This window comes from Kitasatospora sp. NPDC088134 (assembly GCF_044741705.1).
GTDB lineage: Bacteria > Actinomycetota > Actinomycetes > Streptomycetales > Streptomycetaceae > Kitasatospora.
In genome coordinates this window covers 396,056-420,586 of record NZ_JBIUTD010000004.1, presented here as the reverse complement: position 1 = coordinate 420,586, position 24,531 = coordinate 396,056, and the positions used below count along the sequence as shown (strand labels likewise).

General features: G+C 73.5%; 25 protein-coding genes. 7 read left to right on the top strand and 18 right to left on the bottom strand.

What is annotated here, in order from left to right; translation table 11 throughout:
- Positions 1–153: 153 nt before the first annotated feature.
- A complete protein-coding gene (gene shbA / locus ACIOHG_RS09885) occupies positions 154–876 on the bottom strand; it encodes an RNA polymerase sigma factor ShbA (RefSeq protein WP_400947591.1) in 723 nt (240 codons plus the stop codon).
- Positions 877–1,071: 195 nt separating this feature from the next.
- On the bottom strand, positions 1,072–1,683 hold the full coding sequence (locus ACIOHG_RS09880) for a response regulator transcription factor (RefSeq protein ID WP_014136228.1): 612 nt from the start codon (positions 1,681–1,683) through the stop codon (positions 1,072–1,074).
- Positions 1,684–2,224: 541 nt separating this feature from the next.
- On the opposite strand from ACIOHG_RS09880, the gene ACIOHG_RS09875 reads away from it, so the two are divergent.
- Positions 2,225–2,551 (top strand): WhiB family transcriptional regulator, encoded by a 327-nt coding sequence (locus ACIOHG_RS09875; RefSeq protein ID WP_400714097.1) that lies wholly within the window; start codon positions 2,225–2,227, stop codon positions 2,549–2,551.
- 158 nt (positions 2,552–2,709) lie between these two features.
- On the opposite strand, the gene ACIOHG_RS09870 is transcribed toward ACIOHG_RS09875, so the two are convergent.
- The 3 genes from ACIOHG_RS09870 to groES all read right to left on the bottom strand — a co-directional run bounded on the left by ACIOHG_RS09870 (position 2,710) and on the right by groES (position 5,908).
- The gene (locus ACIOHG_RS09870) at positions 2,710–3,708 is read right to left on the bottom strand and encodes a LysR family transcriptional regulator (RefSeq protein WP_400947588.1); all 999 of its coding nucleotides are present in this window, start codon (positions 3,706–3,708) and stop codon (positions 2,710–2,712) included.
- Between the two features lie 143 nt (positions 3,709–3,851).
- A complete protein-coding gene (gene groL / locus ACIOHG_RS09865) occupies positions 3,852–5,486 on the bottom strand; it encodes a chaperonin GroEL (RefSeq protein WP_400947586.1) in 1,635 nt (544 codons plus the stop codon).
- 116 nt (positions 5,487–5,602) lie between these two features.
- Entirely contained in the window at positions 5,603–5,908 is a 306-nt protein-coding gene (gene groES / locus ACIOHG_RS09860; protein WP_014136232.1) for a co-chaperone GroES, read from the bottom strand.
- Positions 5,909–6,224: 316 nt separating this feature from the next.
- Between groES and ACIOHG_RS09855 the strand changes: the two genes are divergently transcribed.
- Together ACIOHG_RS09855 and ACIOHG_RS09850 are read left to right on the top strand one after the other, a co-directional pair.
- Positions 6,225–6,521 (top strand): hypothetical protein, encoded by a 297-nt coding sequence (locus ACIOHG_RS09855; protein WP_400947583.1) that lies wholly within the window; start codon positions 6,225–6,227, stop codon positions 6,519–6,521.
- Between the two features lie 23 nt (positions 6,522–6,544).
- Complete coding sequence (locus tag ACIOHG_RS09850) at positions 6,545–7,723, top strand: methyltransferase domain-containing protein (RefSeq protein WP_400947581.1); 1,179 nt, start codon at positions 6,545–6,547, stop codon at positions 7,721–7,723.
- Here ACIOHG_RS09850 and ACIOHG_RS09845 read toward each other — a convergent pair.
- The 5 genes from ACIOHG_RS09845 to tsaB all read right to left on the bottom strand — a co-directional run bounded on the left by ACIOHG_RS09845 (position 7,699) and on the right by tsaB (position 11,178).
- Positions 7,699–8,598: a polysaccharide deacetylase family protein gene (locus tag ACIOHG_RS09845; RefSeq protein WP_400947579.1), complete on the bottom strand. Its 900-nt coding sequence runs from the start codon at positions 8,596–8,598 to the stop codon at positions 7,699–7,701. The two genes, ACIOHG_RS09850 and ACIOHG_RS09845, sit on opposite strands and share 25 nt — an antisense overlap.
- A gap of 69 nt (positions 8,599–8,667) precedes the next feature.
- On the bottom strand, positions 8,668–8,928 hold the full coding sequence (locus ACIOHG_RS09840; RefSeq protein ID WP_400947577.1) for a hypothetical protein: 261 nt from the start codon (positions 8,926–8,928) through the stop codon (positions 8,668–8,670).
- Positions 8,925–10,010, bottom strand: a complete 1,086-nt coding sequence (gene tsaD, locus ACIOHG_RS09835) for a tRNA (adenosine(37)-N6)-threonylcarbamoyltransferase complex transferase subunit TsaD (protein WP_400947574.1) — start codon at positions 10,008–10,010, stop codon at positions 8,925–8,927. Before tsaD ends, ACIOHG_RS09840 begins: the two co-directional genes overlap by 4 nt.
- Complete coding sequence (rimI, locus tag ACIOHG_RS09830) at positions 10,003–10,482, bottom strand: ribosomal protein S18-alanine N-acetyltransferase (RefSeq protein WP_400947669.1); 480 nt, start codon at positions 10,480–10,482, stop codon at positions 10,003–10,005. The genes tsaD and rimI overlap by 8 nt, the downstream gene beginning before the upstream one ends.
- A gap of 48 nt (positions 10,483–10,530) precedes the next feature.
- Positions 10,531–11,178 carry a tRNA (adenosine(37)-N6)-threonylcarbamoyltransferase complex dimerization subunit type 1 TsaB gene (tsaB, locus tag ACIOHG_RS09825; RefSeq protein WP_400947572.1) on the bottom strand — a complete coding sequence of 216 codons (648 nt, stop codon included), beginning with the start codon at positions 11,176–11,178 and terminating at the stop codon, positions 10,531–10,533.
- Positions 11,179–11,311: 133 nt separating this feature from the next.
- Between tsaB and ACIOHG_RS09820 the strand changes: the two genes are divergently transcribed.
- Entirely contained in the window at positions 11,312–11,896 is a 585-nt protein-coding gene (locus ACIOHG_RS09820; protein WP_400947569.1) for a L,D-transpeptidase, read from the top strand.
- Between the two features lie 17 nt (positions 11,897–11,913).
- Here the strand turns inward: ACIOHG_RS09820 and ACIOHG_RS09815 are convergent, their stop codons facing one another.
- The 7 genes from ACIOHG_RS09815 to glmS all read right to left on the bottom strand — a co-directional run bounded on the left by ACIOHG_RS09815 (position 11,914) and on the right by glmS (position 19,229).
- The gene (locus ACIOHG_RS09815) at positions 11,914–12,090 is read right to left on the bottom strand and encodes a hypothetical protein (RefSeq protein ID WP_400947566.1); all 177 of its coding nucleotides are present in this window, start codon (positions 12,088–12,090) and stop codon (positions 11,914–11,916) included.
- A gap of 102 nt (positions 12,091–12,192) precedes the next feature.
- Positions 12,193–12,702 (bottom strand): tRNA (adenosine(37)-N6)-threonylcarbamoyltransferase complex ATPase subunit type 1 TsaE, encoded by a 510-nt coding sequence (gene tsaE, locus ACIOHG_RS09810; protein ID WP_400947563.1) that lies wholly within the window; start codon positions 12,700–12,702, stop codon positions 12,193–12,195.
- A 64-nt stretch (positions 12,703–12,766) separates the two neighbouring features.
- Positions 12,767–13,930: an alpha/beta fold hydrolase gene (locus ACIOHG_RS09805; protein WP_400947561.1), complete on the bottom strand. Its 1,164-nt coding sequence runs from the start codon at positions 13,928–13,930 to the stop codon at positions 12,767–12,769.
- Complete coding sequence (gene alr, locus ACIOHG_RS09800; protein ID WP_400947559.1) at positions 13,930–15,114, bottom strand: alanine racemase; 1,185 nt, start codon at positions 15,112–15,114, stop codon at positions 13,930–13,932. The genes ACIOHG_RS09805 and alr overlap by 1 nt, the downstream gene beginning before the upstream one ends.
- A gap of 152 nt (positions 15,115–15,266) precedes the next feature.
- Entirely contained in the window at positions 15,267–16,706 is a 1,440-nt protein-coding gene (locus ACIOHG_RS09795; protein ID WP_400947556.1) for an NAD(P)H-hydrate dehydratase, read from the bottom strand.
- A gap of 230 nt (positions 16,707–16,936) precedes the next feature.
- Positions 16,937–17,305, bottom strand: coding sequence for a holo-ACP synthase (locus tag ACIOHG_RS09790; RefSeq protein WP_400947554.1), 369 nt, complete (start codon positions 17,303–17,305; stop codon positions 16,937–16,939).
- A gap of 67 nt (positions 17,306–17,372) precedes the next feature.
- The gene (gene glmS, locus ACIOHG_RS09785) at positions 17,373–19,229 is read right to left on the bottom strand and encodes a glutamine--fructose-6-phosphate transaminase (isomerizing) (protein WP_400947551.1); all 1,857 of its coding nucleotides are present in this window, start codon (positions 19,227–19,229) and stop codon (positions 17,373–17,375) included.
- Between the two features lie 99 nt (positions 19,230–19,328).
- Here glmS and coaA point away from each other — a divergent pair, with 99 nt between their 5' ends.
- The 3 genes from coaA (at position 19,329) to ACIOHG_RS09770 (ending at position 22,985) form a co-directional block, all read left to right on the top strand.
- The gene (gene coaA, locus ACIOHG_RS09780; RefSeq protein WP_400947548.1) at positions 19,329–20,321 is read left to right on the top strand and encodes a type I pantothenate kinase; all 993 of its coding nucleotides are present in this window, start codon (positions 19,329–19,331) and stop codon (positions 20,319–20,321) included.
- A 185-nt stretch (positions 20,322–20,506) separates the two neighbouring features.
- Complete coding sequence (locus ACIOHG_RS09775; protein WP_400947545.1) at positions 20,507–21,826, top strand: glycosyltransferase family 2 protein; 1,320 nt, start codon at positions 20,507–20,509, stop codon at positions 21,824–21,826.
- Entirely contained in the window at positions 21,819–22,985 is a 1,167-nt protein-coding gene (locus ACIOHG_RS09770) for a glycoside hydrolase family 26 protein (protein WP_400947542.1), read from the top strand. The genes ACIOHG_RS09775 and ACIOHG_RS09770 overlap by 8 nt, the downstream gene beginning before the upstream one ends.
- A 7-nt stretch (positions 22,986–22,992) precedes the next feature.
- Here ACIOHG_RS09770 and ACIOHG_RS09765 read toward each other — a convergent pair whose 3' ends face one another.
- On the bottom strand, positions 22,993–24,480 hold the full coding sequence (locus ACIOHG_RS09765; protein ID WP_400947540.1) for a glycosyltransferase family 39 protein: 1,488 nt from the start codon (positions 24,478–24,480) through the stop codon (positions 22,993–22,995).
- Positions 24,481–24,531: the final 51 nt, after the last annotated feature.

Here is a 24,531-nt window from a genome sequence, read left to right as displayed (position 1 = left end):
CCCGGCGCATTGGAGGAACCTCCAGGGGGACCCCGCGCGCACCGGAGAAACTTTGGCGACCCGACCAGGCGCCGATACCCCATGGTACTGGTGAGCCGGGGTACGTCGTCGCGCCCTCTTGACAACGCGCGCTCCCCCGCGCTTCTTCCGGCCCTAGCCGGACTCCTCGGCCAACGCCCGCAGCCGGGACAGCGCCCGGTGCTGGGCGACCCGCACCGCGCCCGGCGACATGCCGAGCACCTCGCCGGTCTCCTCCGCCGAGAGGCCGTCCGCCACCCGCAGCAGCACCAGCTCGCGCTGCCGGGCCGGCAGGTTGGACAGCAGTTCCTTGATCCACGCGGCGTCGCTGGAGAGCAGCGCCCGCTCCTCCGGGCCGAGCGACTCGTCCGGCGTCTCCGGCAGGTCGTCCGGCGGGATCACCGTGGACCCGGGCCCGCGCATCGCGGCGCGCTGCAGGTCGGCGATCTTGTGCGCGGCGATCCCGTACACGAAGGCTTCGAACGGGCGGCCGGTGTCCCGGTACCGGGGCAGCGCGCAGAGCACCGCGACGCACACCTCCTGCGCCACGTCGTCCACGTGGTGGCGGGCCCCGCCGGGCAGCCGGACCAGCCGGCCCCGGCAGTAGCGCAGCGCCAGCGGGAGCACGTAGCCGAGCAGCGCCTCGATCGCCGGACCGTCGCCGCGGACCGCGGCCGCGACCAGCTCCGCCACCTCCGGTGACGTGCCGCCGCCGAGGACGGGCGGGCGCGGAACCGCCGCCGTCACCCCCTCCGCACCGGCCCGGCCGGGCTCGGGAGCCGACGACGGATCGGCAGCCGCACCCTCGGGGGCGGGCTGCACCGGGTCGGGCCCGGCGGCCTCCTCGTCGTCACGCATCGGTCCATGGTGCCTGGTCGGACCGGAAAACGCGGCACCGCGTCCGGACTTGTGCATCGGAACGTTATCCGTCGCCGGGTGCACCGTGCCGCCTCCCCTGCCTGTCCGCTGGTCCCCGAGGTGCTCCACTACTCCATGGTGCAGCCTCGGGACCACAACGTCACACGTCCGAGCGAGCCCAGTTCGCGCGCCCGGTCAGCGGACCAGCCCCCAGCGGAAGCCCAGCGCCACCGCGTGCGCGCGGTCCGAGGCGCCCAACTTCTTGAACAGGCGCCGGGCGTGCGTCTTCACGGTGTCCTCGGAGAGGAACAGCTCGCGGCCGATCTCGGCGTTCGAGCGGCCGTGGCTCATGCCCTCCAGCACCTGGATCTCACGGGCCGTCAGCGTCGGCGCGGCGCCCATGTCGGGGCTGCGGAGCCGGCGCGGGGCGAGCCGCCAGGTCGGGTCGGCCAGCGCCTGGGTGACGGTGGCCCGCAGTTCGGCGCGCGAGGCGTCCTTGTGCAGGTAGCCGCGGGCCCCGGCGGCGACCGCGAGGGCCACGCCGTCCAGGTCCTCGGCCACGGTGAGCATGATGATCCGGGCGCCCGGGTCGGCCGAGAGCAGCCGGCGGACCGTCTCCACCCCGCCGAGCCCGGGCATCCGGACGTCCATCAGAACGAGATCGGAGCGGTCGGCCACCCAGCGGCGGAGGACCTCCTCACCGTTCGTCGCAGTGGTCACCCGGTCCACGCCGGGCACGGTCGCCACCGCGCGGCGAAGCGCTTCCCGGGCGAGCGGGGAATCGTCGCAGACGAGTACGGATGTCATGACCGTCGTCCTCCGCAGCTGATCCGCGTCACGTTGAGCCTCCTGGCTGGTACGAACCTCTCCGACCCGGCAGCCGGGTCGGACCCCGTTCCGATCGCACTGGCTTCCACGATCGCTCCCGAGGCCCGGCGCCCGCCGAACCGCCTCCGTACATCCAACGACCGTCACTCGAATGAGTTACGGCTTCAGGTCCATCTCCACCACTGTACGTGGTCGACCCATTACCCGAGAGCCACCTCGCGGTGCACGCGCCGCGCTTTCGTGCAGCTCGCACGCGGTGCCCGCACGGCGCGCGCCGCCCGGCCGGGCCCCGCGCACCCCCGGCCACCCGATCGGTGCAGCGTGCGAGTTCAAACCTATTGCCCTCCTTGTCCGTTTTTATAGCTTCTGGGGGTCATTGACTGTTGTGTCGGTCTGTGGGTGACTTGTCCGTGTAGTGGACGTAAGTCATATTTCCAGGTGTCCGTACCGGCCCCGCGCAGCCTCGCCGCAGCAATCGCCGCCGAGCCGCCAGGTCCCGACTCCCCGAAGGGAATGAGCCATGGCAGATTTCTCCCGCCTCCCCGGCCCGAACGCAGACCTCTGGGACTGGCAGCTGTCCGCCGCCTGCCGCGGCGTGGACAGCTCGCTGTTCTTCCACCCCGAGGGCGAGCGCGGCGCGGCCCGGACCTCCCGCGAGACCAGCGCCAAGGAGGTCTGCATGCGCTGCCCGGTGCGCGCCCGGTGCGCGGCGCACGCCCTGGCCGTCCGCGAGCCCTACGGGGTGTGGGGCGGCATGACGGAGGACGAGCGCGAGGAACTCCTCGGCCGCGCCCGCAACCGCCTCGCCGAGGTCCCGCTGGCGATGCCGCAGACCATCCGCCGCTGAGCCGCCGGGCGCCCACCCCGCCCCGCCCACTCGCACCACCGAGCACCGAGCACTGCACTGAGCACTGCACCGAGCAAGAAGAAACGATTCCCCGAGCGCGTCGCCCGGCCCGTCCCCGGCCGGTGCCACGCCGCCGCCCCGCCCGGCGGGGCGGTGGACTATCGGGCGGCGGCCGCCGCCAATTGGTCCAGCATCAGCGCCACCGCCGGCACGCCCGCCAGGTCCGGCAGGGTCAGCGCCACCACCTCGCGCCGGGCCGGCTCCCCCGAGGCCACCCGCACCGGCACCGCCGCCACTCCCGGGTGGCGCACCGACTCCAGGGCCAGCCCCGGCAGCACCGCCACCCCGAGGCCCGCCCCCACCAGGCCCACCACCGCCGGGTAGTCGTCCGTGGCGAAGTCGATGGCCGGCGCGAAGCCCGCCGCCGCGCACAGCTCGACCAGGTGGCCCCGGCACTGCGGGCAGCCGCCGATCCACTGCTCCCCCGCCAGCTCCGCCAGGTCCACCGGCGCGCCCTCGTCCCGGCCCGCCAGCGGGTGCCCGGCCGGCACCAGACCGACCAGCGGGTCGTCCAGCAGCGGGCGCACCACCAGCTCCGACCAGTCGTTCGCGGCCGCCGTGGCCGCCGCCTCCAGGGTCGCCTCGGCCCGCGCCTCGCGCAGCGTCGCGTGCGGCGAGGGGACGCTCAGGCCGCCCTGCGAGTCCGGGTAGCGGAACGCCAGCGCGACCTCGCACTCGCCGCCGCGGAGCATCGCCAGCGCCTGCGGCGGCTCCGCCTCCACCAGCGAGACCCGCACCCCGGGGTGGGCCGCCCGCAGCTGCGCCACCGAGCGCGGCACCAGCGTCGAGCTCGCCGTCGGGAACGAGACCAGCCGCACCCGGCCGGCCCGCAGGCCGGCGATCGCCGCGACCTCCTCCTCGGCGGCGGACAGCCCCGCGAGGATGCCGTTGGCGTGTTTGAGCAGCACCCGCCCGGCCTCGCTCAGCTGCATCTCCCGCCCGGAGCGCACCACCAGCGGGGTGTCCACCGCCTTCTCCAGCGCCTTCATCTGCTGGCTCACCGCCGGCTGCGTGCACCCCAGCTCCCGCGCCGCGGCGGAGAACGACCCGGTCCGGGCGACGGCGTGCAGGACGCGGAGATGACGAGCCTCGATCACGGGGTCAACTGTACGGAACCCGCCGGGCGGCCCGCGGGCACGCGAAAGGGCGCGAGGCCCCGGCGGTCCGGCCCCGCACTACGGGAGTGCGGGGCCGGTCGCGCAGTTCCTCGCGCCCTTCAGTGCCTGGCGGCCGGCCGTTTTCAGTGGCTGTGGCCGTGGCCGCCGTGCGAGTGGCCGTGGCCCGCGGCGTCGTCCTCTTCCTTCTTCTCGACCACCAGGGTCTCGGTGGTGAGCAGCAGGGAGGCGATGGAGGCGGCGTTCTCCAGGGCGGAGCGGGTGACCTTGACCGGGTCGATGACGCCGGCCTTCACCAGGTCGCCGTACTCGCCGGTGGCGGCGTTGTAGCCCTGGCCGGGCTCCAGCTCGGCGACCTTGGAGGTGATGACGTAGCCCTCCAGGCCGGCGTTCTGGGCGATCCAGCGCAGCGGCTCGGCGAGCGCCTTGCGGACGACCGCGACACCGGTGGCCTCGTCGCCGGACAGGCCGAGGCCGTCCGCCAGGACCTTCGCGGCGTGGACGAGCGAGGCGCCACCACCGGCGACGATGCCCTCCTCGACCGCGGCGCGGGTCGCGGAGATGGCGTCCTCCAGGCGGTGCTTGCGCTCCTTGAGCTCGACCTCGGTGGCCGCGCCGACCTTGATCACGCAGACGCCGCCGGCCAGCTTGGCGAGGCGCTCCTGGAGCTTCTCGCGGTCCCAGTCGGAGTCGGTGTTGGCGATCTCGGCCTTGATCTGGGCGACCCGGCCCGCGACCTCGGCGGAGTCGCCGGCGCCGTCGACCACGATGGTCTCGTCCTTGGTGACGGTGATCCGGCGGGCGGTGCCGAGCACGTCCAGGCCGACCTGGTCGAGCTTGAGGCCGACCTCCTCGGAGACGACCTGGCCGCCGGTGAGGGTGGCGATGTCGCCGAGGATGGCCTTGCGGCGGTCGCCGAAGCCGGGGGCCTTGACCGCGACCGCGTTGAAGGTGCCGCGGATCTTGTTGACCACCAGGGTGGAGAGGGCCTCGCCGTCGACGTCCTCGGCGATGATCAGCAGCGGGCGGGAGCCGCCGGCCTGCAGGACCTTCTCCAGCAGCGGCAGGAGCTCCTGGATCGAGGAGATCTTGCCCTGGGTGATGAGGACGTACGGGTCCTCCAGGACGGCTTCCTGGCGCTCCGCGTCGGTGACGAAGTACGGGGACAGGTAGCCCTTGTCGAACTGCATGCCCTCGGTGAACTCGAGCTCGACGCCGAAGGTGTTGGACTCCTCGACGGTGATCACACCGTCCTTGCCGACCTTGTCGATCGCCTCGGCGATCAGCTCGCCGACCTGGGTGTCCTGGGCGGAGAGGGAGGCGACGGCGGCGACGTCGTCCTTGCCCTCGATCTCGCGGGCGATGGAGAGCAGGTGCTCGGAGACGGCGGCGACGGCCTTGTCGATGCCCTTCTTCAGGGCGGCCGGGCCGGCGCCGGCGGCGACGTTGCGCAGGCCCTCGTTGACCAGGGCCTGGGCGAGCACGGTGGCGGTGGTGGTGCCGTCGCCCGCGACGTCGTTGGTCTTGGTGGCGACCTCCTTGACCAGCTGCGCGCCGAGGTTCTCGTACGGGTCGTCGAGCTCGACCTCGCGGGCGATGGTCACACCGTCGTTGGTGATGGTGGGGGCGCCGAACTTCTTGTCGATGACGACGTTGCGGCCCTTGGGGCCGATGGTCACCTTGACGGTGTCGGCCAGCTTGTTGACACCGCGCTCCAGCGAGCGGCGGGCGTCCTCGTCGAACTGCAGGGTCTTCGCCATGGTCCCGTTTCCTCAGGGGTAGGTCTGCGTGCGTGGAGCAACAACCGCGCCCCGGGCCCCTGTCAGTGCTGACACGGTTCCGGGGCGGGGCTGGGACGTCTTACTGCGCGGACGTCTTACTTCTCGATGATGGCGAGAACGTCGCGCGCCGAGAGGACGAGGTACTCCTCGCCCTGGTACTTCACCTCGGTGCCGCCGTACTTCGAGTACAGGACGATGTCACCGACGGCGACGTCGAGCGGCAGACGCTGGCCGTCCTCGAAGCGACCCGGGCCGACGGCCAGGACGACGCCCTCCTGGGGCTTCTCCTTGGCCGTGTCCGGGATCACCAGGCCGGAGGCGGTGGTGGTCTCGGCGTCGAGCGGCTGGACCACGATGCGGTCCTCGAGCGGCTTGATGGCAACCTTGCTGCTGGTGGTCACGTCCGAGCTCCCCTTCGGAGATTACGGGGTTGTCTTACAGGTAGGTGGCGACTGCACGGGCCCGCCGTCGCGGGGGTCGGACACGCATCGTCGCGATTAGCACTCCCACCGGGGAGAGTGCCAGGAACGACCATAGGACGCGGTTAGCACTCAGTCAACCAGAGTGCCAACGGAGTCGCGCCCGGGTTTCGCGGCGCGTCGCGGACTTCCGCGGTTCCGATGCGAACGGGCGTTCCCGTTCGACCCCCCGAACACCCGATCGGATTGAGTGCCGGTACTCAGGCGCGCGGGGCAACTCCCTTGCCAGGCTTGGCCCATGACGGTGAATCGGCAGCCGGTGGGGCGGGACGCGCTGTGTGCGCTCGGGTTGGTCGCGGCGGAGGTGCCGCTGCTGTGCGCGGCGGTCTGGGCGGCAGTGCTGGCGGCGTGGGGGGTGACGCTGGACGCGCCGGTCGCGGTGGTGCTGTGCGGGGCGGTGGCGGTGGGGGCGCTGGCCCCGGTGCTGGTGTTCCTGGTGGGGTCGGCGCGCCGGGGGTACCGGATCGCGCCGGCCGCGATGGGGCTGCTCGGGCCGGTGCTGGCGGTGCTGTCGCTGTCGCGGCTGGGGCGCTGACCGGGAGCGGCGACAATGGTGCGGTGGAGATCGAGTCGTTCCGGGCGCTGCTGACCGAGCAGGGGCAGGCGCTGCTGGCCGAGTTGCGGGGGTTCACGGCGGCCGAGGAGCTGGCGCTGGCGACCAGGCTGCGGCGGGAGTTCCCGGCGGAGCTGGTGCGGGCCGCGTTCGAGCAGGCCCGGCTGCGGCAGCGCGCGGAGGCGAAGTTCGGGGCGGACGCCGCCGCGATGTACTTCACCCAGCACGGGGTGGAGCAGGCGACCCGGCGTTCGGTGGCCGAGTGGCGGGCGGGCCGGTTCGCGGCGCTGGGGGTGCGGCGGCTGGCGGACCTGTGCTGCGGGATCGGCGGGGACGCGATCGCGCTGGCCCGGGCCGGGATCGCGGTGCTGGCGGTCGACCGGGACGAGCTGACCTGCGAGGTGGCGGCGGCGAACGCGGCGGCGCTGGGCGTGGCGGAGCTGGTGGAGGTCCGCCGGGCGGACGTCGCGGACGTCGACACGGCGGGCTTCGACGCGGTGTTCACCGATCCGGCGCGGCGCACCTCGCGGGGTCGGGTGTTCGACCCGGAGGCGTACTCGCCGCCGCTGTCCTGGGCGGTGCAGGCGGCCCGCAGCACCCCGTTCGGGGCGCTGAAGGTGGCGCCGGGGATTCCGCACGAGCTGGTGCCGGAGGGCGCCGAGGCGGAGTGGGTGTCGGACCGGGGCGAGGTGAAGGAGGCGGTGCTGTGGTTCGGCACGGCCGCCGCCGAGCCGTACCGGGCGACGCTGCTGCCGGGCGGGCACTCGCTGGCGGGCGGGGCGCTGCCGGACCCGCCGGTGGGCCCGGTGGGGCGGTACCTGTACGAGCCGGACGGCGCGGTGATCCGGGGCCGGATGGTGGCCGAGGTGGTGGCCTCGGTGCACGGCCGGCTGATCGACCCGATGATCGCGTACGTCACCTCGGACGCGCTGCGGCCGACGCCGTACGCGCAGGCGTACGAGCTGACCGACGTGCTGCCGTTCCAGGTCAAGCGGTTGAAGGCGCTGGTGAAGGAGCGCCGGATCGGCACCGTGGTGATCAAGAAGCGCGGGGCCCAGGTGGTGCCGGAGGAGCTGCGGCGGCAGCTGAAGCCGGCCGGGCCGAACGCGGTGACGGTGATCGTGGCCCGCACCGCGGCCGGCCCGGTGATGATGCTGGGTCAGCCGGTGGGCTTGGCGATGTAGTCGTCGAGGCGGGCGACCGCGAAGCCCTGCTCCTGGATGCGGGCGAGCAGCTCGCCGAACATCTGGGTCATGGTCTCGCCCTTGAGGTCGGACGGGCCGCGGAAGTGCGCCAGGACGATGTCGCCGTTCTTCAGCTTCTTGTCGGCGGCCTGGTACTGCATGTCGTGGATCTGCATGGACTCGCGCCACAGCACGATGGCGCGCGGCCCGCACTCCTGCACCGCGGTGTTCAGCGCCGGGGTGTTGGCGCCGTCGCCGTAGGGCGGGCGGAACAGGTAGGGCGCGGTGCCGTACTGCTGGGTGAGGGCGGCCTGGTCGTCGCAGATCTGCGACTTCTGCTGGGCGGGCGCGAGCTTGCTCATCACCGGGTGGCTGACGGTGTGGTTCTGGATGCTGTTGCCGAGCGCCTGGAGCGGCTTGAAGTAGGCGTAGTCGTTCTTGACGATGTCCTTGGTCAGGAACATCGTGATCGGCACCTTGAGGTCGGTCAGCATCTGGACGAACTTGGGGTCCTTCTCGGCCCCGTCGTCGATGGTGACGAAGACGACCTTGTCCTGGGTGGGGACCTCGCTGAACACCGGGACGGTGCCGGTCTTCGTCAGCTTGATCGGCTTGTCGGCGGGCGGGGCGGGCGCCTTGGCCATCGGCTTGAGGCCCCACTTGGCCCAGGCGGCGTCCCCGACCGCGTCCTGGGCGGGCGCGGTGGCAGTGCCGCCGCCGGTGCCTCCTCCCGACGTGCCCGACGCGCCCGAGGCGGCGGGCGGCTGGGCCGGGGCGGCGGGCTTGTCGGCGGGCCCGGAGCTCCCGCAGCCGCTCGCCGCCAGCAGGACGGCGAGCGCGCCCGCCCCGTACCCGATCCGCGCCCTGGTCCTCACCGGTGCCCCCTGCTCGCCCTCTACACACGTGTCGATGTTCAGGACGAACGGTACCCGCTCCGCGGTTGCCTACCCGACATCCGTGCGGGTGAAGGTCCAGTGGTGCACGGGGCGGGCCAGCAGTCCGGCGGGCGGCTCCGGCACCGGCTGCGGCTCGCCCGTCCAGAGGGCGATCAGCAGCACCCGCTCGCCGGGGGCGGTGAACAGCTCGACCCGCTCCAGGCCGGCCGCGCCGCGCACCGCGGGCAGCGCGGACTCCCGGGCCCAGGCGTGCAGTTCGGCGCCCCGGCCGGCCGCCGCCCGGGCCTCCCACATCGCCGCCAGGGTCACTTCAGCGCCTCGTGCGCGTGCGCGTGGACGTCGGTGTGCGCGCCGGGCACGTGGGTCTCGGTGACCGGCAGCGAGGAGTCCGCGGACAGGTCGAAGGAGGACGGGGTGCGGCCGCGCCAGACCATCTCGGAGCCGAGCGCGGCGACCATCGCGCCGTTGTCGGTGCACAGGCCCGGCCGGGGCACCCGGAGCACGATGCCGGCCCTGTCGCAGCGCTGCTGGGCCATCTCGCGCAGCCGCGAGTTGGCGGCCACGCCGCCGCCGATCATCAGGTGGTCGACGCCGTTGTCCTTGCAGGCCCGGACGGCCTTGCGGGTCAGCACGTCGGTGACCGCCTCCTGGAAGGACGCGGCGACGTCCGCCACCGGGACCTCCTCGCCGGCCCGCCGCTTGGCCTCCACCCAGCGGGCCACGGCGGTCTTCAGGCCGGAGAACGAGAAGTCGTACGCCGGGTCCCCGGCGTTGTTCAGGCCGCGCGGGAAGGCGATCGCCTTCCCGTCGCCCTCCTTGGCCATCCGGTCCACCACCGGGCCGCCGGGGAAGCCCAGGCCGAGCACCCGCGCCACCTTGTCGAACGCCTCGCCGGCCGCGTCGTCGATGGTCGCGCCGAGCGGCCGGACGTCGGAGGTGATGTCGCTGCTCAGCAGCAGCGAGGAGTGCCCGCCGGAGACCAGCAGCGCCATCGTCGGCTCGGGCAGCCGGCCGTGCTCCAACTGGTCCACGCAGATGTGCGAGGCCAGGTGGTTGACGCCGTACAGCGGCTTGTCCAGCGCCCAGGCGTACGCCTTGGCGGCGCTGACGCCGACCAGCAGCGCGCCCGCCAGGCCGGGGCCGGCGGTGACGGCGATGCCGTCCAGGTCGCTCGCCTTCACCCCGGCGGTGTCCAGCGCCCGCTTGATGGTCGGGACCATCGCCTCCAGGTGGGCCCGGCTGGCGATCTCCGGGACGACGCCGCCGAACCGGGCGTGGTCGTTGACGCTGGAGGCGACCGCGTCGGCCAGCAGCGTGGTGCCGCGGACGATGCCGACGCCGGTCTCGTCGCAGGAGGTCTCGATACCGAGGACGAGGGGCTCGTCAGCCATTGTGATGATCCTTCAGATCGCTTGCATCGCTTGCCAGGTGGTCCAGACGCATCACCAGCGCGTCCACGTTGGCGGGCTGGTAGTAGCCCCGCCTGATCCCGACCGGCTCGAACCCGAACCGCTCGTACAGCCGCTGCGCCCGCAGGTTGTCCACCCGCACCTCCAGCAGCAGTTCGGCGCAGCCGCGCCGCACCGACTCCTCGACCAGCTCGGTCAGCAGCATCGTGCCGAGGCCCGCGCCCTGCCGGTCGGTGTCGACCGCGATGGTCTGCACGTCGCCGTCCGCGCCGACCGCCATCAGCCCGGCGTAGCCGACCACGGTGCCGCCCGCGTCGACGGCCACCACGTAGTGCCGGCTGCCGCCCGGGTACGCCTCGGCCAGCTCCGACCAGTACATCCCGCGCGACCAGGCGTCCTCGGGGAACAGCCGGTGCTCCAGCACCATGACCGGCTCGATGTCCCACCAGCGCATGGGACGCAGCGCGTACTCAGCCACGCCGGCCGACCGCTCCGCCGCCGCTCACGCCGGCAGCACCGCCTTGTAGCCCGCGGGGACCTGGGCGTCCGGGCGGCGCAGGTACAGCGGGGCGTTGGGCAGCAGGGCGCGCCCGGCCGCCAGCTCGCGGACCGCGAAGTCGGCGAGCGCGCCCGCCGAGACGTGCTCGGGGCCGCTCGCGCCGGGCAGGCCGTACAGCAGCGCGCCCGCGCCGACCGTCCGCTCCCCCGGCTCGATCTCCGCCGGGCGGTCCACCGCGGGGCCGGCCACCCGGGCGCCGTCGGCGTCGTAGCGGGCCCAGTAGACCTCCTTGCGGCGGGCGTCGGTGGCGACCGCGAACGGCCCGGTCAGGCCCTCGGCGCGGGCCTGGTGGGCGATCGCGTCGAGGGTGCAGACGCCGTGCACGGGCAGGCCGAGCGCGTCGCCGAGGGCAGCCGCGGTGACCAGGCCGACCCGCAGGCCGGTGTACGGGCCGGGGCCGACGCCGACCGCCAGCGCGGTCAGGTCGCGCTTGTCCGCGCCGGCGGCGCGCAGCACGGCGGCGACGGTGGGGAGCAGCAGTTCGCCGTGCCGCCGCGCGTCGACCTCGTAGGACTCGGCGAGCACCCGCTCGCCGTCGTGGACGGCGGCGGTGACGGCGGGGGTGGCGGTGTCGAAGGCGAGGAGGAGCACGGGTTCAAGGTTAGAGGGTCCGGCGCGGGGGCCCGTACGGCGGGGAACACACGATCGGAAGAGGACGGAACAGGGGTCCGAACCTGGCACGATGGGCTCTCGGACGTGGGATGCGGAGCGTTGAGGAGCAGACGTGGCGAAGCTGGGTCCTGGTGTGGTGGTCGGCGGGTTGACCCTGGGCGCCCTCGCGGTGGTCGGGCTGCTGGCGTTCCAGGCGAACGGCGCCGCCTCCCGCGCGGTGGCGGCGGCCCCGTCGGCGTCCAGCAGCAGCAGCGCCGGCGCCCCGTCAGCCGCGCCCTCGGCGAGCGCGCAGCCGAGCGCCCCGCCGCTGCCGGCCGAGTCCGGCGCGGGCCTGCGGGTGGTGTACTCGCTGAAGGACCGCCAGGTGTGGCTGGTCGACCCGAAGAAGCCGGTGCCGGTGGTGGCCTCGTTCAAGGTGACGCCGGGCGCCGTCCAGCCCTCGCTCGGCGCGTACACGGTGTACAGCCGGTCGGCAGCGAGCGACGGCAGCGACGGGCGCAAGGTCGAGCACGTGGTGCGGTTCGCGCAGCAGTCCGGCACGGTGTTCGGCTTCAGCGCGCTGGTCGACGAGTCCGCGCAGCCGACGGCCGCGCCGGACCCGAAGAGCAAGCCCGGCGGCATCCGCTCCTCCCGCTCGGACGCCCAGCAGCTGTGGGACTTCGCGCCGAACGGCACCCGGGTGGTCGTGGTCGCCTAGCCCCGGGCGGTCAGGCGTCAGGCGGCGTCGCGCTCCGGCGGGGTGGAGACCGCGGCGGCGGCGCGGCAGGACGCCAGCAGGGCGCGCATCGGCACGGGCGCGGCGAGCGGGCGCACGGCCTCGGGCCGCTCGTCCCGGCCGCCCCGGGCGGTGGTCGCGGAACAGTCCTCGGTACCGGGGGTGGTGCTCGTCATGGGGCGCCTCCCTAGTTAGGCATACCTAACCTGCTGGCGCCATCCCATCACGCCCGCGCGGTGCGCCGCAACAGTTTGCCGACACGCTGTCGGAAACCCGGTTCAGTTCTCACCCAATCCGGTGAGGTCCTGACCGTCCCAGCGCCCGCCCAGCCCGGTCAGGGTGACCCGCCGCCCGTCGGCCTCCTCGACGGCGTCCGCCGCCTCGCCGCCCAGGGTGCGCTCGATCCGGATCTCCAGCCGGTCCTCGGAGAGCTGCTCGACCTTGCCCTCGCCCCACTCCACGACGACCACCGACTCCGGCAGCGACACGTCCAGGTCGAGGTCCTCCATCTCGTCCAGGCCGCCGCCCAGCCGGTACGCGTCCACGTGCACCAGCGCGGGGCCGCCGGACAGCGAGGGGTGCACCCGGGCGATCACGAAGGTCGGCGAGGTGACGGCGCCGCGCACCCCCAGGCCCTCGCCCAGGCCCCGGGTCAGCGTGGTCTTGCCCGCGCCCAGCTCCCCCGACAGCAGCACCAGGTCGCCGGGGCGCAGCAGCCCGGCGAGCCGCCGGCCGAGGCCGGTCATCCGCTCGGCGGTTTCGACGGTCAGCGTGGTCTGCGAACCCATGGCGCCCTTCTTCGGTCGTTGCGGCCACCCCTAAGGTGCCACACCGCGGAGGCGCCGCCCGCACTCAGTCCGCGGCCGGGCTCTCCGGCTCGGCCGCCAGCTCCCGCACCGCGTCCGGCAGCGGGCCCGTCCCGGCGTACGCGGCGGCCCGCTCCAGCAGGGCGGCCAGCTCGCGGTCGACGGTGCCGGGGCGCTCCAGCATCACCAGGTGCCCGGTGTCCGGCACCAGCACCAGGCGGGCGCCGGGCAGCGCGGCGGCGATCGCCTCCGAGTACTCGGGCGGGGTCAGCAGGTCCTTGGTGCCGGCCAGCACCAGGGTCGGGACGCCGGCCAGCCCGGCCAGCGCGGCCCGCTTGTCGTGCGCGGAGAAGGCCGGGTAGAACTCGGCGACCACGTCGATCGGGGTGGCGTCCAGCAGCTGCTCGGCGAACCGGGCCACCGCCGGGTCGACGTCCTTGCCCCCGAACGAGAAGCGCCGGTAGAACACCGCCGCCACGTCCGAGCCCCAGCGCCGGGTGGCCTCCACCAGCTCGACCTGGCGGCCCAGCAGCCGCACCACGCCCGGGGCGACCCGCTTCACCACCTTGGCGCCGAGCGCGGGCAGGCCCAGCGGCACCGAGTCCCAGTCGCCGGCCAGCGTACCGACCAGCGCCACGCCCGCGACCCGGCCGCCCGGGGCGAACAGCTCGGGGTGCTGGGCGGCCAGCGCCATCACCGTCATCCCGCCCATCGAGTGCCCGACCAGCACCACCGGGCCGTCCGGCACCACCGCGTCCAGCACCGCCCGCAGGTCGGCGCCGAGCTGGTCGATCGAGGCGGGCTCGCCGCCCAGGAAGGACCGGGAGCGCTCGGAGCGGCCGTGGCTGCGCTGGTCCCAGAACACGGTGCGCAGCGCGCCGCGCAGGGCCGCGCGCTGGAAGTGCCAGCCGTCCTGGTTCAGGCAGTAGCCGTGGCAGAACACCACGGTCGGGCCGCCGTCCCGCTCGGGCTCGTCCACCTCGACGTACAGTTCGGTGCCGTCGTCGGCGGCCACCTTGCGGGGCTTGCCGCGCAGCGACCCGAACGGCGCCGCGGCGTCCAGTTCCTCCCGGGCCCGGCGGCGCATCGCCCGCCCCACCGTCAGCCGCTCGATCGCCACCCCGGCCGCCGCCCCGGCGGCCAGCACGCCCAGCGAGATCCCGATCAGGCCCGCGCGGGAGACCCCGCCGGACGGCGACTGCTCGGCCATCAGCCCTCGGTCCCCCCGACGTAGCGGCGCGGCACCCGGCCCCCGATCCGGGTGATGATCTCGTACGCGATGGTGCCGCAGGCCCGGGCCCAGTCCTCGGCGGTCGGCTCGCCGCGCTCGCCGGAGCCGAACAGCAGCACCTCCGCGCCGACCTCGGGCAGGTCGCCGCCCAGGTCGACGACGAACTGGTCCATCGCGACCCGGCCCGCCACCCGGTACCAGGAGGAGCCGATCTGCACCGGCCCGGTGTTGCTGGCGTGCCGGGGCACGCCGTCCGCGTAGCCGACCGGCACCAGGCCGAGCGTGGTCGGGCCCGGCGTCGTGTAGTGGTGGCCGTAGGAGACGCCGTGGCCGCCGGGAGCGCGCTTGACCAGCGCCAGCCGGGCCGCCAGCGACATCACCGGCCGTAGCCCGTAGTCCGCCGGGGCGCCGACGTCCGGCACCGGGGACAGCCCGTACATCGCCAGGCCCGGCCGGACCAGGTCGTAGTGCGACTGCGGCAGCAGCAGGGTGGCCGGCGAGTTCGCCAGGTGCCGCACCTCCGGGTCGACCCCGGCCCGCTCGGCGAACGCCAGCGCCTGCGCGAACGAGTCCAGCTGGGCCTGGATCGACGGGTGGCCCGGCTCGTCGGCCGCCGCGAAGTGCGACCAGACGCCGACCACCCGCAGCAGGCCGTCCGCCTGCGCCTTGACCGCGTTCTCCACCAGGTCCGGCCAGTCGTGCGGCTGGCAGCCGTTGCGGCCCAAGCCGGTGTCGATCTTCAGGTGCACCCGGGCCGGGACGCCGGTCTCCCGGACCGCCGCCAGCAGCTCGTCCAGCGCCCACCGGCCGCCGACCGAGATGTCCACCGACTCGCGCAGCGCCTGCGCCCACGGCCCGCCCGGCGTCCACAGCCAGCACAGCACCCGGGCCCGCTCCGGCCCGATCCCGGCGGCCCGCAGCGCCAGCGCCTCCTCCGGCGTGGCCGTGCCCAGCCAGCGCACCCCCGACGCGACGGCCTCCAGGGCGCACCGCAGCGCCCCGTGCCCGTACGCGTCGGCCTTCACCACGGCCATCAGTTCGGGCCCGTCGACGCGGGCCCGCAGCGCGGCCAGGTTGTCGCGCAGCGCGCCGAGGTCGATCGTCGCCTCGGCGCGGGCGCCCCGGGCCAGTGCGGGTGTGCCGGTGGTGTTCGCAGTCGTCATCGCCCATCAGTCTCCCAGACCGCCGCCGCTCCCCCCGTCAGGGGCACGGCCGACCGGGTCGTTCTCACCCGTCCACCCGTACGTCCCGCCTCCCCACTGCCTCCACGCGGCGGGCGGGATTCCGGTTCCGCCGGGCCCGTCCGGTGGGTGCCTCAGCCCACCAGCGCGGCCCAGGTCGGGTGGAGGGCGGCGGCGATGTCGAGGGCGGTGATCGGGGCGCCCGGGCCCGCCGCGCGGCGGCCGGCCAGGCCGTGCAGGTGGGCGGCGACGGAGGCGGCGTCCAGCGGGGCGAGGCCGGTGGCGAGCAGCGAGCCCGCCAGTCCGGCCAGGACGTCGCCGCTGCCGGCCGTGCCGAGCCAGCCGGTGCCGGTGCGGTTGACCCGGACCCGGCCGCCGGGGTCGGCGATCACCGTGCTGGAGCCCTTCAGCAGCACCGTCGCGCCGTACCCGGCGGCCAGCCGCCGCGCGGACCGCAGCCGGTGCGCCGCGACCTCCTCGGCGCCGGTGTCCTCGCCGAGGCCCGCGAGCAGCCGGGCGGCCTCCCCGGCGTGCGGGGTGAGCAGCACCGGCGCCGCCCGGCCGAGCGTCGGCTCCGGCCCGGTCCGGGCCAGTTCGGTGAGCGCGTCGGCGTCCACCAGCACCGGGACCGCGCTGTCCAGGGCCTCCCGCAGCGCGTCCGCCGCCCCCGCTCCCCCGCCGGGCCCGACCACCCACGCCTGCACCCGCCCGGCCCGGGCCGGGCCGTCCTCCGTCACCAGCGCCTCCGGGTGCCGCCGCACCACCTCCGCGGCCGCGTGCCCGGTGTACCGGACCGCCCCCGCGCCGCCGTACAGCGCCCCCGCGACGGCCAGCACCGCCGCCCCCGGGTAGGTGGCCGAACCGGCGGCGATCCCGACCACGCCGCGCCGGTACTTGTCGCTCTCCGCCCCGGGCGCCGGCAGCAGCGCGGCCACGTCGGCGCGCTGCAGCACCTCGACGGGCGCGGGCGGCAGGTCCAGCCCGAGGCCGACGAGGTGCACCACGCCCGCGTACTGCGCGCCGGGGTCGATCAGCAGCCCCGGCTTGTGGGTCCCGAAGCACACCGTGACGTCGGCCCGCAGCGCGGCCCCCGCGACCTCCCCGGTGTCCGGGTCGACGCCCGACGGGATGTCCACCGCCACCACCGTCCCGCGCCGCGGCATCCCCGCGAACGGCGCGGCGGCCGGGCGCAGCGGACCGCGCCCGCCGATCCCGACGATCCCGTCCAGCACCAGGTCGGCCCGCCCGAACGCGCCCTGATCCTCCGTCACCCGCCCGCCGGCCGCCAGCAGCGCGGCCAGGCCCCCGGCGTGCGCCCTGGCCGGGTCCAGCAGCAGCGCCTCCACCCGGGCCCCCCGCCGGGCGAGCCGCGCCGCCGCGAACAGCGCGTCCCCCCCGTTGTCCCCGGACCCGGCCAGCACCACCACCCGGCTCCCGTACACCCGCGGCAACAGCCCCGCACACGTCGCCGCCAGCCCGGCGGCGGCCCGCTGCATCAGCGCCCCGTCCGGCAGCCGCGCCATCGACTCGGCCTCGGCGGCCCGTACTTGATCGACCCGATGGGCGAAACGCATCCGCACTCCTCGAACGAGAAACTCTTGGGCAGATGGGACGGGAGAAATCAGGGGCCCGGGGAACGGCGGGGCCGAGAGGCTGAACGCCGGAACCCGGTGGGGCGCCACGGGGCGTCGGCCAAGGACCTCAGGCCCGAAACAGGGTCGGCGCATCGCGGCCCGTCGGTCACCAGCCCCTCGGCGCCGCCGTTCCCCGGCCCCTGGTTGCTCCTCCCGAAGCGTGGGCCCGATCAACCCTCGGCGATGACGACCGCCGAGGCGACCCCCGCGTCGTGGCTGAGCGAGACGTGCCAGGAGGTGACGCCGAGCGCGGCGGCCCGGGCCTCGACGGTGCCGGTGATGTGGAGCAGGGGGCGGCCCGACTCCTCGACCCGGACCTCGGCGTCCTCCCAGCGCAGTCCGGGCGGAGCCCCCAGCGCCTTGGCCACCGCCTCCTTCGCGGCGAACCGCGCGGCCAGCGAGGCGGTGCCGCGGCGCTTGCCGGAGGGGAGGGTCAACTCGGCGGGGGTGAAGAGGCGTTCGGCGAGTCCGGGGGTGCGTTCCAGGGATTCCCCGAACCGTTCGATGTCCGCCACGTCGATGCCGACCCCGATGATCACGTCCCGCTCCCTCGTCCATCCCCGTGCGACAACAGGCGTCCCCGTACGGGGATGGACGATACGCGGGCTACTCGACGGTGACGGACTTCGCCAGGTTGCGCGGCTGGTCGACCTCGTGGCCCTTGGCGGTGGCCAGCTCGCAGGCGAAGACCTGGAGCGGGACGGTGGAGACCAGCGGCTGCAGCAGGGTGGGGGTGGCGGGGATCCGGATCAGGTGGTCGGCGTAGGGGACGACGGCCTCGTCGCCCTCCTCGGCGATCACGATGGTCCGGGCGCCGCGGGCCCTGATCTCCTGGATGTTGGAGACGATCTTGTCGTGCAGGATCGACCGGCCGCGCGGCGAGGGCACCACCACGACGACCGGCAGGCCCTCCTCGATCAGGGCGATCGGCCCGTGCTTGAGCTCGCCGGCGGCGAAGCCCTCGGCGTGCATGTAGGCGAGCTCCTTGAGCTTGAGCGCGCCCTCCAGGGCCACGGGGTAGCCGACGTGCCGGCCCAGGAAGAGGACGGAGCGGGCATCGGCCAGCGAGCGGGCCAGTTCGCGCACCGGCTCCATGGTCCGCAGCACCTCCTCGACCTGCCGCGGGGCGTCGCCGAGTTCGCGGATGACGGAGGAGATCTCGTCGCCCCACTTGGTGCCGCGCACCTGGCCGAGGTAGAGCGCGACCAGGTAGCAGGCGACCAGCTGGGTCAGGAAGGCCTTGGTGGAGGCGACCGCGACCTCGGGCCCGGCGTGGGTGTACAGCACCGCGTCGGACTCGCGCGGGATGGTCGAGCCGTTGGTGTTGCAGATGGCCAGCACCTTCGCGCCCTGCTCGCGGGCGTGCCGCAGCGCCATCAAGGTGTCCATGGTCTCGCCGGACTGGGAGATGGCGATCACCAGGGTGCGGTCGTCCAGGATCGGGTCGCGGTAGCGGAACTCGCTGGCCACCTCGACCTCGCAGGGGATGCGGGTCCAGTGCTCGATCGCGTACTTGGCGATGGTGCCGGCGTGGAAGGCGGTGCCGCAGGCGACGATCACCACCTTGTCGACCTCGCGCAGCACCTGGTCGGGGATGCGCAGCTCGTCGAGGGTGAGCCGGCCGTCGGTGCCGATCCGGCCGAGCAGGGTGTCGGCGACGGCCTTCGGCTGCTCGGCGATCTCCTTGAGCATGAAGTAGTCGTAGCCGCCCTTCTCGGCGGCGGAGGCGTCCCAGTCCACGTGGTACTCGCGGACCTCGGCGGGCGTGCCGTCGAACCCGGTGACGACGACTCCGGAGGGACGGAGTTCGACGACCTGGTCCTGCCCGAGCTCGATCGCCTCGCGGGTGTGCTCGATGAAGGCGGCGACGTCGGAGGCGAGGAAGTTCTCGCCGTCGCCGACGCCGACCACCAGCGGGGAGTTGCGGCGGGCGCCGACCACCACGCCGGGCGCGTCGGCGTGCACCGCGACCAGGGTGAACGCGCCGTCGAGCTGGCGGCAGACGGCGCGCATGGCCTCGGCCAGGTCGCCGTCGTAGGCCTCGGCGAGCAGGTGGGCGACGACCTCGGTGTCGGTCTCGGAGCGGAGGGTGTGGCCCCGGTCGGCGAGGTCGGCGCGCAGCCGGGCGAAGTTCTCGATGATGCCGTTGTGGACGACCGCGACCTTGCGGTGGTCGTCCAGGTGGGGGTGGGCGTTGGCGTCGGTGGGGCCGCCGTGGGTGGCCCACCGGGTGTGCCCGATGCCCGTGGTGCCGGCCGGGAGCGGGGTCTCGGCCAGCGACTTCTCCAGGTTGACGAGCTTTCCGGCCCGCTTGTCGGTCGCCAGGAGCCACTGCCCGGGGGCTCCTTCGGTCTGCACCGCGACACCGGCCGAGTCGTAGCCCCGGTACTCCAGCCGCCGCAGACCCGCGATCACTACGTCGAGGGCCGCCTGGGGGCCCGTATATCCAACAATTCCGCACATATGCGCCAGCATAGGTGGCGGTGTTCGGAACCCGGCGGAACGGCTGACCACGCCGGGTGACCGACACCACAACACCCCGTACGCCGGACACGGCCCACAATGGACCCTGTGCTGACCGAACTCTGTACGAGGGGCGCGACCCCCGCGCCCACCCCCTCCCCGTACGTGGATCTGGACCGCGCGGAGTGGAGCGCCCTGCGCGAACGCACCCCCCTGCCGCTCACCGCCGAGGAGGTCGAGCGCCTGCGCGGCCTCGGCACCGCGCTCGACCTCGACGAGGTCCGGGACGTCTACCTGCCGCTGTCCCGGCTGCTCAACCTGTACGTGCACGCCACCCACGAGCTGCGCGGCGCGGTCGGGAGCTTCCTCGACACGCCCGACACCGAGCGGGTCCGGACGCCCTTCGTGATCGGCGTGGCGGGCTCGGTCGCGGTCGGCAAGTCGACCACGGCCCGCCTGCTGAAGGCGCTGCTGGCGCGCTGGCCGGAGCACCCGCGGGTGGAGCTGGTCACCACCGACGGCTTCCTGCTGCCCAACGCGGAGCTGCGCCGGCGCGGCCTGATGGCCCGCAAGGGCTTCCCGGAGTCGTACGACCGGCGGGCCCTGATGCGCTTCGTCGCGGACGTGAAGGCGGGCAAGGAGCGGGTCACCGCCCCGGTGTACTCGCACCTGGTCTACGACATCGTGCCGGACGAGCGGCTGGTGGTGGAGCGCCCGGACATCCTGATCGTCGAGGGCCTGAACGTGCTGCAGCCGGCCCTGCCGGGCACCGACGGCCGGACCAGGATGGCGGTCGCCGACTACTTCGACTTCTCGATCTACGTGGACGCCCGCACCGACGACATCGAGAGCTGGTACCTGGACCGGTTCCGCAAGCTGCGCGAGACGGCGTTCCAGGACCCGAACTCCTACTTCCGGCGCTTCACCGAGGTGCCCGAGGAGGAGGCGATGGACTACGGCCGCCAGGTCTGGCGGACCATCAACCGCCCGAACCTGCTGGAGAACGTCCTGCCGACCCGCGGCCGGGCCACCCTGATCCTGCAGAAGGGCCCGGACCACAAGGTCCGCCGGGCCCGGCTGCGCAAGCTCTGACGGGCCACGGGCATCACGGCTTGGTCCCGATTGACGTGACACCGGCCACCGCGGTGCCCGCTATGCCCATTTTCAGCCTGATTCACGCCTTGCCCGGCCGTCTATCATCAGGACGGCCCAACCCGTGCACGTCACAGGTCGGCCTACTCCATACGTGAACAGTCGATCGAGACGGTCCGGGGGCCATGCTCGCTTTCCTGCTCCAGCTCCGCCAGTGGTGGACTGTCGGCACCATCTACCCCTTCGCGGTCTTCATGAGCGGCGTGTGGGTGCTGTGGTTCGTGCGCCTCGGCCTGGCCCGCCGGTACCGCCCGTGGACGCGGCCGTACCAGGTCACCACCTCGGTGATCATCCCCGTGGTGGACGAGCCCCCGGACCTCTTCTACTCGGTGCTGGACCGGATCATCGACCAGCAGCCGACCGAGATGGTCGTGGTCATCAACGGCAAGCGGAACACCGCGCTCGAAGAGGTCTGCAACAGCCTCGGCGTCTACTGGGAGTGGACCGAGACCCCCGGCAAGCGCAACGCCCTGAAGGTCGGCCTGGAGGCCTGCACCAGCGAGATCGCGGTGCTGGTCGACTCCGACACCATCTGGACGCCCACCACCCTGCCCGAACTGGTCAAGCCCTTCCGCGACGAGAAGATCGGCGGGGTGACGACCCGTCAGCGCATCCTGGACCCGGGCCGCTCGGTGCTCACCCGCTGGGCGGACTGGCTGGAGAGCGTCCGCTGCCAGTACTCGCTGCCCGCGATGAGCGTGCTCGGCACCGTCGGCTGCCTGCCCGGCCGGACCATCGCCTTCCGCCGGAAGATCCTGCTGGAGTGCATGGACGACTTCCTGTCGGAGAAGTTCCTCGGCGTCTTCCTGGAGGTCAGCGACGACCGCACGCTGACCAACTACACGCTCAAGCAGGGCTACCGGACCGTCTACCAGTCCAGCTCGCTGGTCTACACCGACGCGCCGCTGCGGCTGGGCAAGCTCGCCAAGCAGCAGTACCGCTGGGCCCGCGGCTCGCAGTACAACACCCTCCGGATGCTGCCCTGGATGCTGCGGCGGGCCCGGATGCTGGCGCTGTTCTACGTGGTAGACATCGTGGTGCCGTTCGTCCTGCTCGGCTCGTTCGCCTCCTGGGGCGAGGCGCTGTGGCACCGCACCGGCCCCAGCCTGTACATGGAGCTGCCGCTGCCCGCGGTGCACTGGAAGGCCGTCGCGACCGTCCTGGTGCTCGCCGCGGTGATGTCGCTGCTCTCGATCGCGGTCCGGTTCGGCCGTCACTTCGCCTACCGGGCGCAGGACCTGGTGTTCCTCCCGGTGTTCATGGTGATCAACACGTTCGTCCTGCTGCCGGTACGGCTGCTGGGCTTCTTCCGGATGGGCCACAACGCCTCCTGGGGCACCCGCAAGGACGGCTTCGCCGGCGAGCGGGCGCGCAGCGTCAAGGTGGTCATCCCCTACCTGCTGGGCAGTGCGCTGCTGTTCGGATCGGTGATGATCAGTGTCTGACACGACCGTGGAGCCCCTCGCCGAGCAACGGCCGGCCCCCGCCGCGCGGCGCCGGAAGAAGACCCACTGGTGGTCGCGGGGCAGCGGCATCCGGCTGCGGATCTGGATGACCGTCAACGTGCTGCTGCTGGGCACGCTCTGCTGGGGCGTCATGGCCGCGCTGGAGCTGGACGGCAAGGGGCCGCGGTACGCGGGGCTGGGCCGCCCGGCCGGTGCGCCCGGGCTCGGCCAGCTGATCCACCCGGCCCCGCCGCCGGTGCCGGACAAGTCGCTGTTCGAGACGCCGAAGGGCAAGTACTTCGGCGTGGCGACCCCGGAGGCCCCGTGGTCCGCCGGCGAGGTCGACGCGATCGCCGCGAAGGCCGGCGTGCGGCCCACCATGACCGAGTACTTCGTGCGCTGGACCTCAGAGTTCGACCCCAAGGCCATCGCCCGCGCCTACGCGCACGGCACCCTGCCGGTGATCTCCTGGGAGCCCTGGGACGGCGAGGACAACGGGCACACCGAGCAGCCCGAGTTCGCCCTGTCGACCATCGTCAACGGCTCCCACGACGACTACATCAAGCGCTTCGCCCAGAGCGTGGCCGCCCAGAAGTGGCCGGTGGCGCTCCGGTTCGCGCACGAGATGAACGGCACCTGGTACCCCTGGTCGGAGGCGAAGAACGGCAACCAGAAGGGCCAGTACGTCCAGGCCTGGAAGCACATCCACGACCTGTTCGCGCAGGCCGGCGCGGACAACGTGATCTGGGTGTGGAGCGCCAACATCGTCCGCCCGGTGCCGAACGTCGACCTGGCCGGGCTCTACCCCGGCGACGACTACGTGGACTGGATCGGCCTGACCGGCTACGGCACCAAGGGCGAGGCGAGCGCCACCGACACCTTCGGGCCGACCGTGGACATCCTGCGCCGGATCACCCACAAGCCGATGCTGATCACCGAGACCGGCCGCGAGCCCAGCACCGAACTCAAAGCGAAGTGGACCACCGACTTCTTCGGCTGGCTCAACCAGCAGCCGGACGTCCTCGGCTTCATCTGGTTCGAACGCGACCGGGACCAGGGCGGCAAGGCCGACTGGCGGTTCGACGAGACCCCCGAGTCCCTGCGCGCGTTCGCCGAGGGCATCGCCACCGTGGCACTCGCCGACGGACTCGGGGGCTGAGCGGACGTCAGCGGGGGATCTCCGCCACGTCGGGTGAGAGGTAGACGTAGTAGGCGCCGTGGGTGGCCGTGTTGGACGTCTCGATGGTCGCCAGCAGCCGGTACCCGGCCTCCCGGATCACCGGCTCCACGGCCCGGTCGGTGGCCCTGGTCTGCGCGTAGTCCAGCACGATCAGCGAGTACTTCCGGTTCTTGACCGCGGCCTTGAACCCGGGCACCCCGGTGAGCGCCCGGCCCGTCGACGGATCGGTGTAGTTGATGGCGACCAGGTCGTGCCACTGGTACCAGTTGCTGCGGTCCTTCAGGTAGTACGCGGCAACGTTGTAGTCCTCGACCAGGTAGTCCGCGGTGCCCTTCTGGACGTAGGGCCGGATCAGGTCCACCATCGGCTTCGAGTTCGGCCAGGCTCCCGTCATGTAGCTGCCCTGCCCGGCGCCGACCCAGGTCATCGGGACCACCGCCAGCAGCACCACCAGTGCCGTCGCGGCCTCTCCCGGCATCCACTTGGCCTCCACCACCGACCGCACCGCCCGGGCCAGCAGCGCACCCGCCACGACGCAGGCGAACCAGGCGCCGAAGTCCACGTGCTTCTGCAGCGACAGCCAGGTGTGGATGCGCATCTGGTTCACCGGGGCCGCGATGCCGCCGAGGAACAGCACCAGCATCAGCCAGGCCTGGACGCGGGCCTGCGGGCCCCGCCCCCGTGCTCCGGCGAACGCCACCACCACACCGATCAGCGCCAGCAGCACCAGCGCGCCGATCCACTCCCCCGACTCCTCCAGGAGGTACGACACCGTGTCGTGGGCGGGCTTGCGCATCAGCGTGGTCTTCTTGAAGCCCTGCAGGTACAGGTCCCCCGCCAGCAGTACGGGACCGGCCACCGCCACGCACCAGCCCGCGACCAGCAGCAGGCCGTTCTTCCAGCGGGCCCGTCGGTACACCGCGTAGCCCGGCCCCGCCAGCACCGCCAGAGCGACCACGACCGGGTTCCACAGCAGCGAGGCGTACTTGGTCAGGTTCGCCAGCGCCAGCAGCACCGCCGCCGCGGCCAGCGCCGGGCGGCCGCCGCCGAACGCGAACCGGGTGCTGAAGTACGCCGCCCAGACCAGCACCGCCAGCGCCATCGCGTCGTAGGTGGCGAAGCCGCCCAGGAACTGCGTCGGGCCGAGCGACGCGAACAGCGCGGCCGCGAAGAAGGCGGACATCCGATCGAACAGCCGACGGGTGGTCAGGTACAGCGCCACCGTGGCGGAGAGCATGAACACCAGGCTGAGCAGCCTGGCACCCTCCAGCGAACCCGCCATGTCGGCGATCGCCACGAGCACTGGGTAGATCACCGGCGCCCCGGAGAAGAACGTCTCGTAAGTGGCGACGTTCTGGCCGTGCACCAGGTGCGCGTATTCCTGGTACCCGGCGAATATGTAGGCCCCCTCGTCGATGAACGCGGTGTTCGCCCATATCAGCCGCGCGGACAACACGCCCTGCACCAGCAGCACTGCGAGCAGCGGCAGCCAACTGCTCCAGACCCCCGGGCGGCTCCCGCGCGC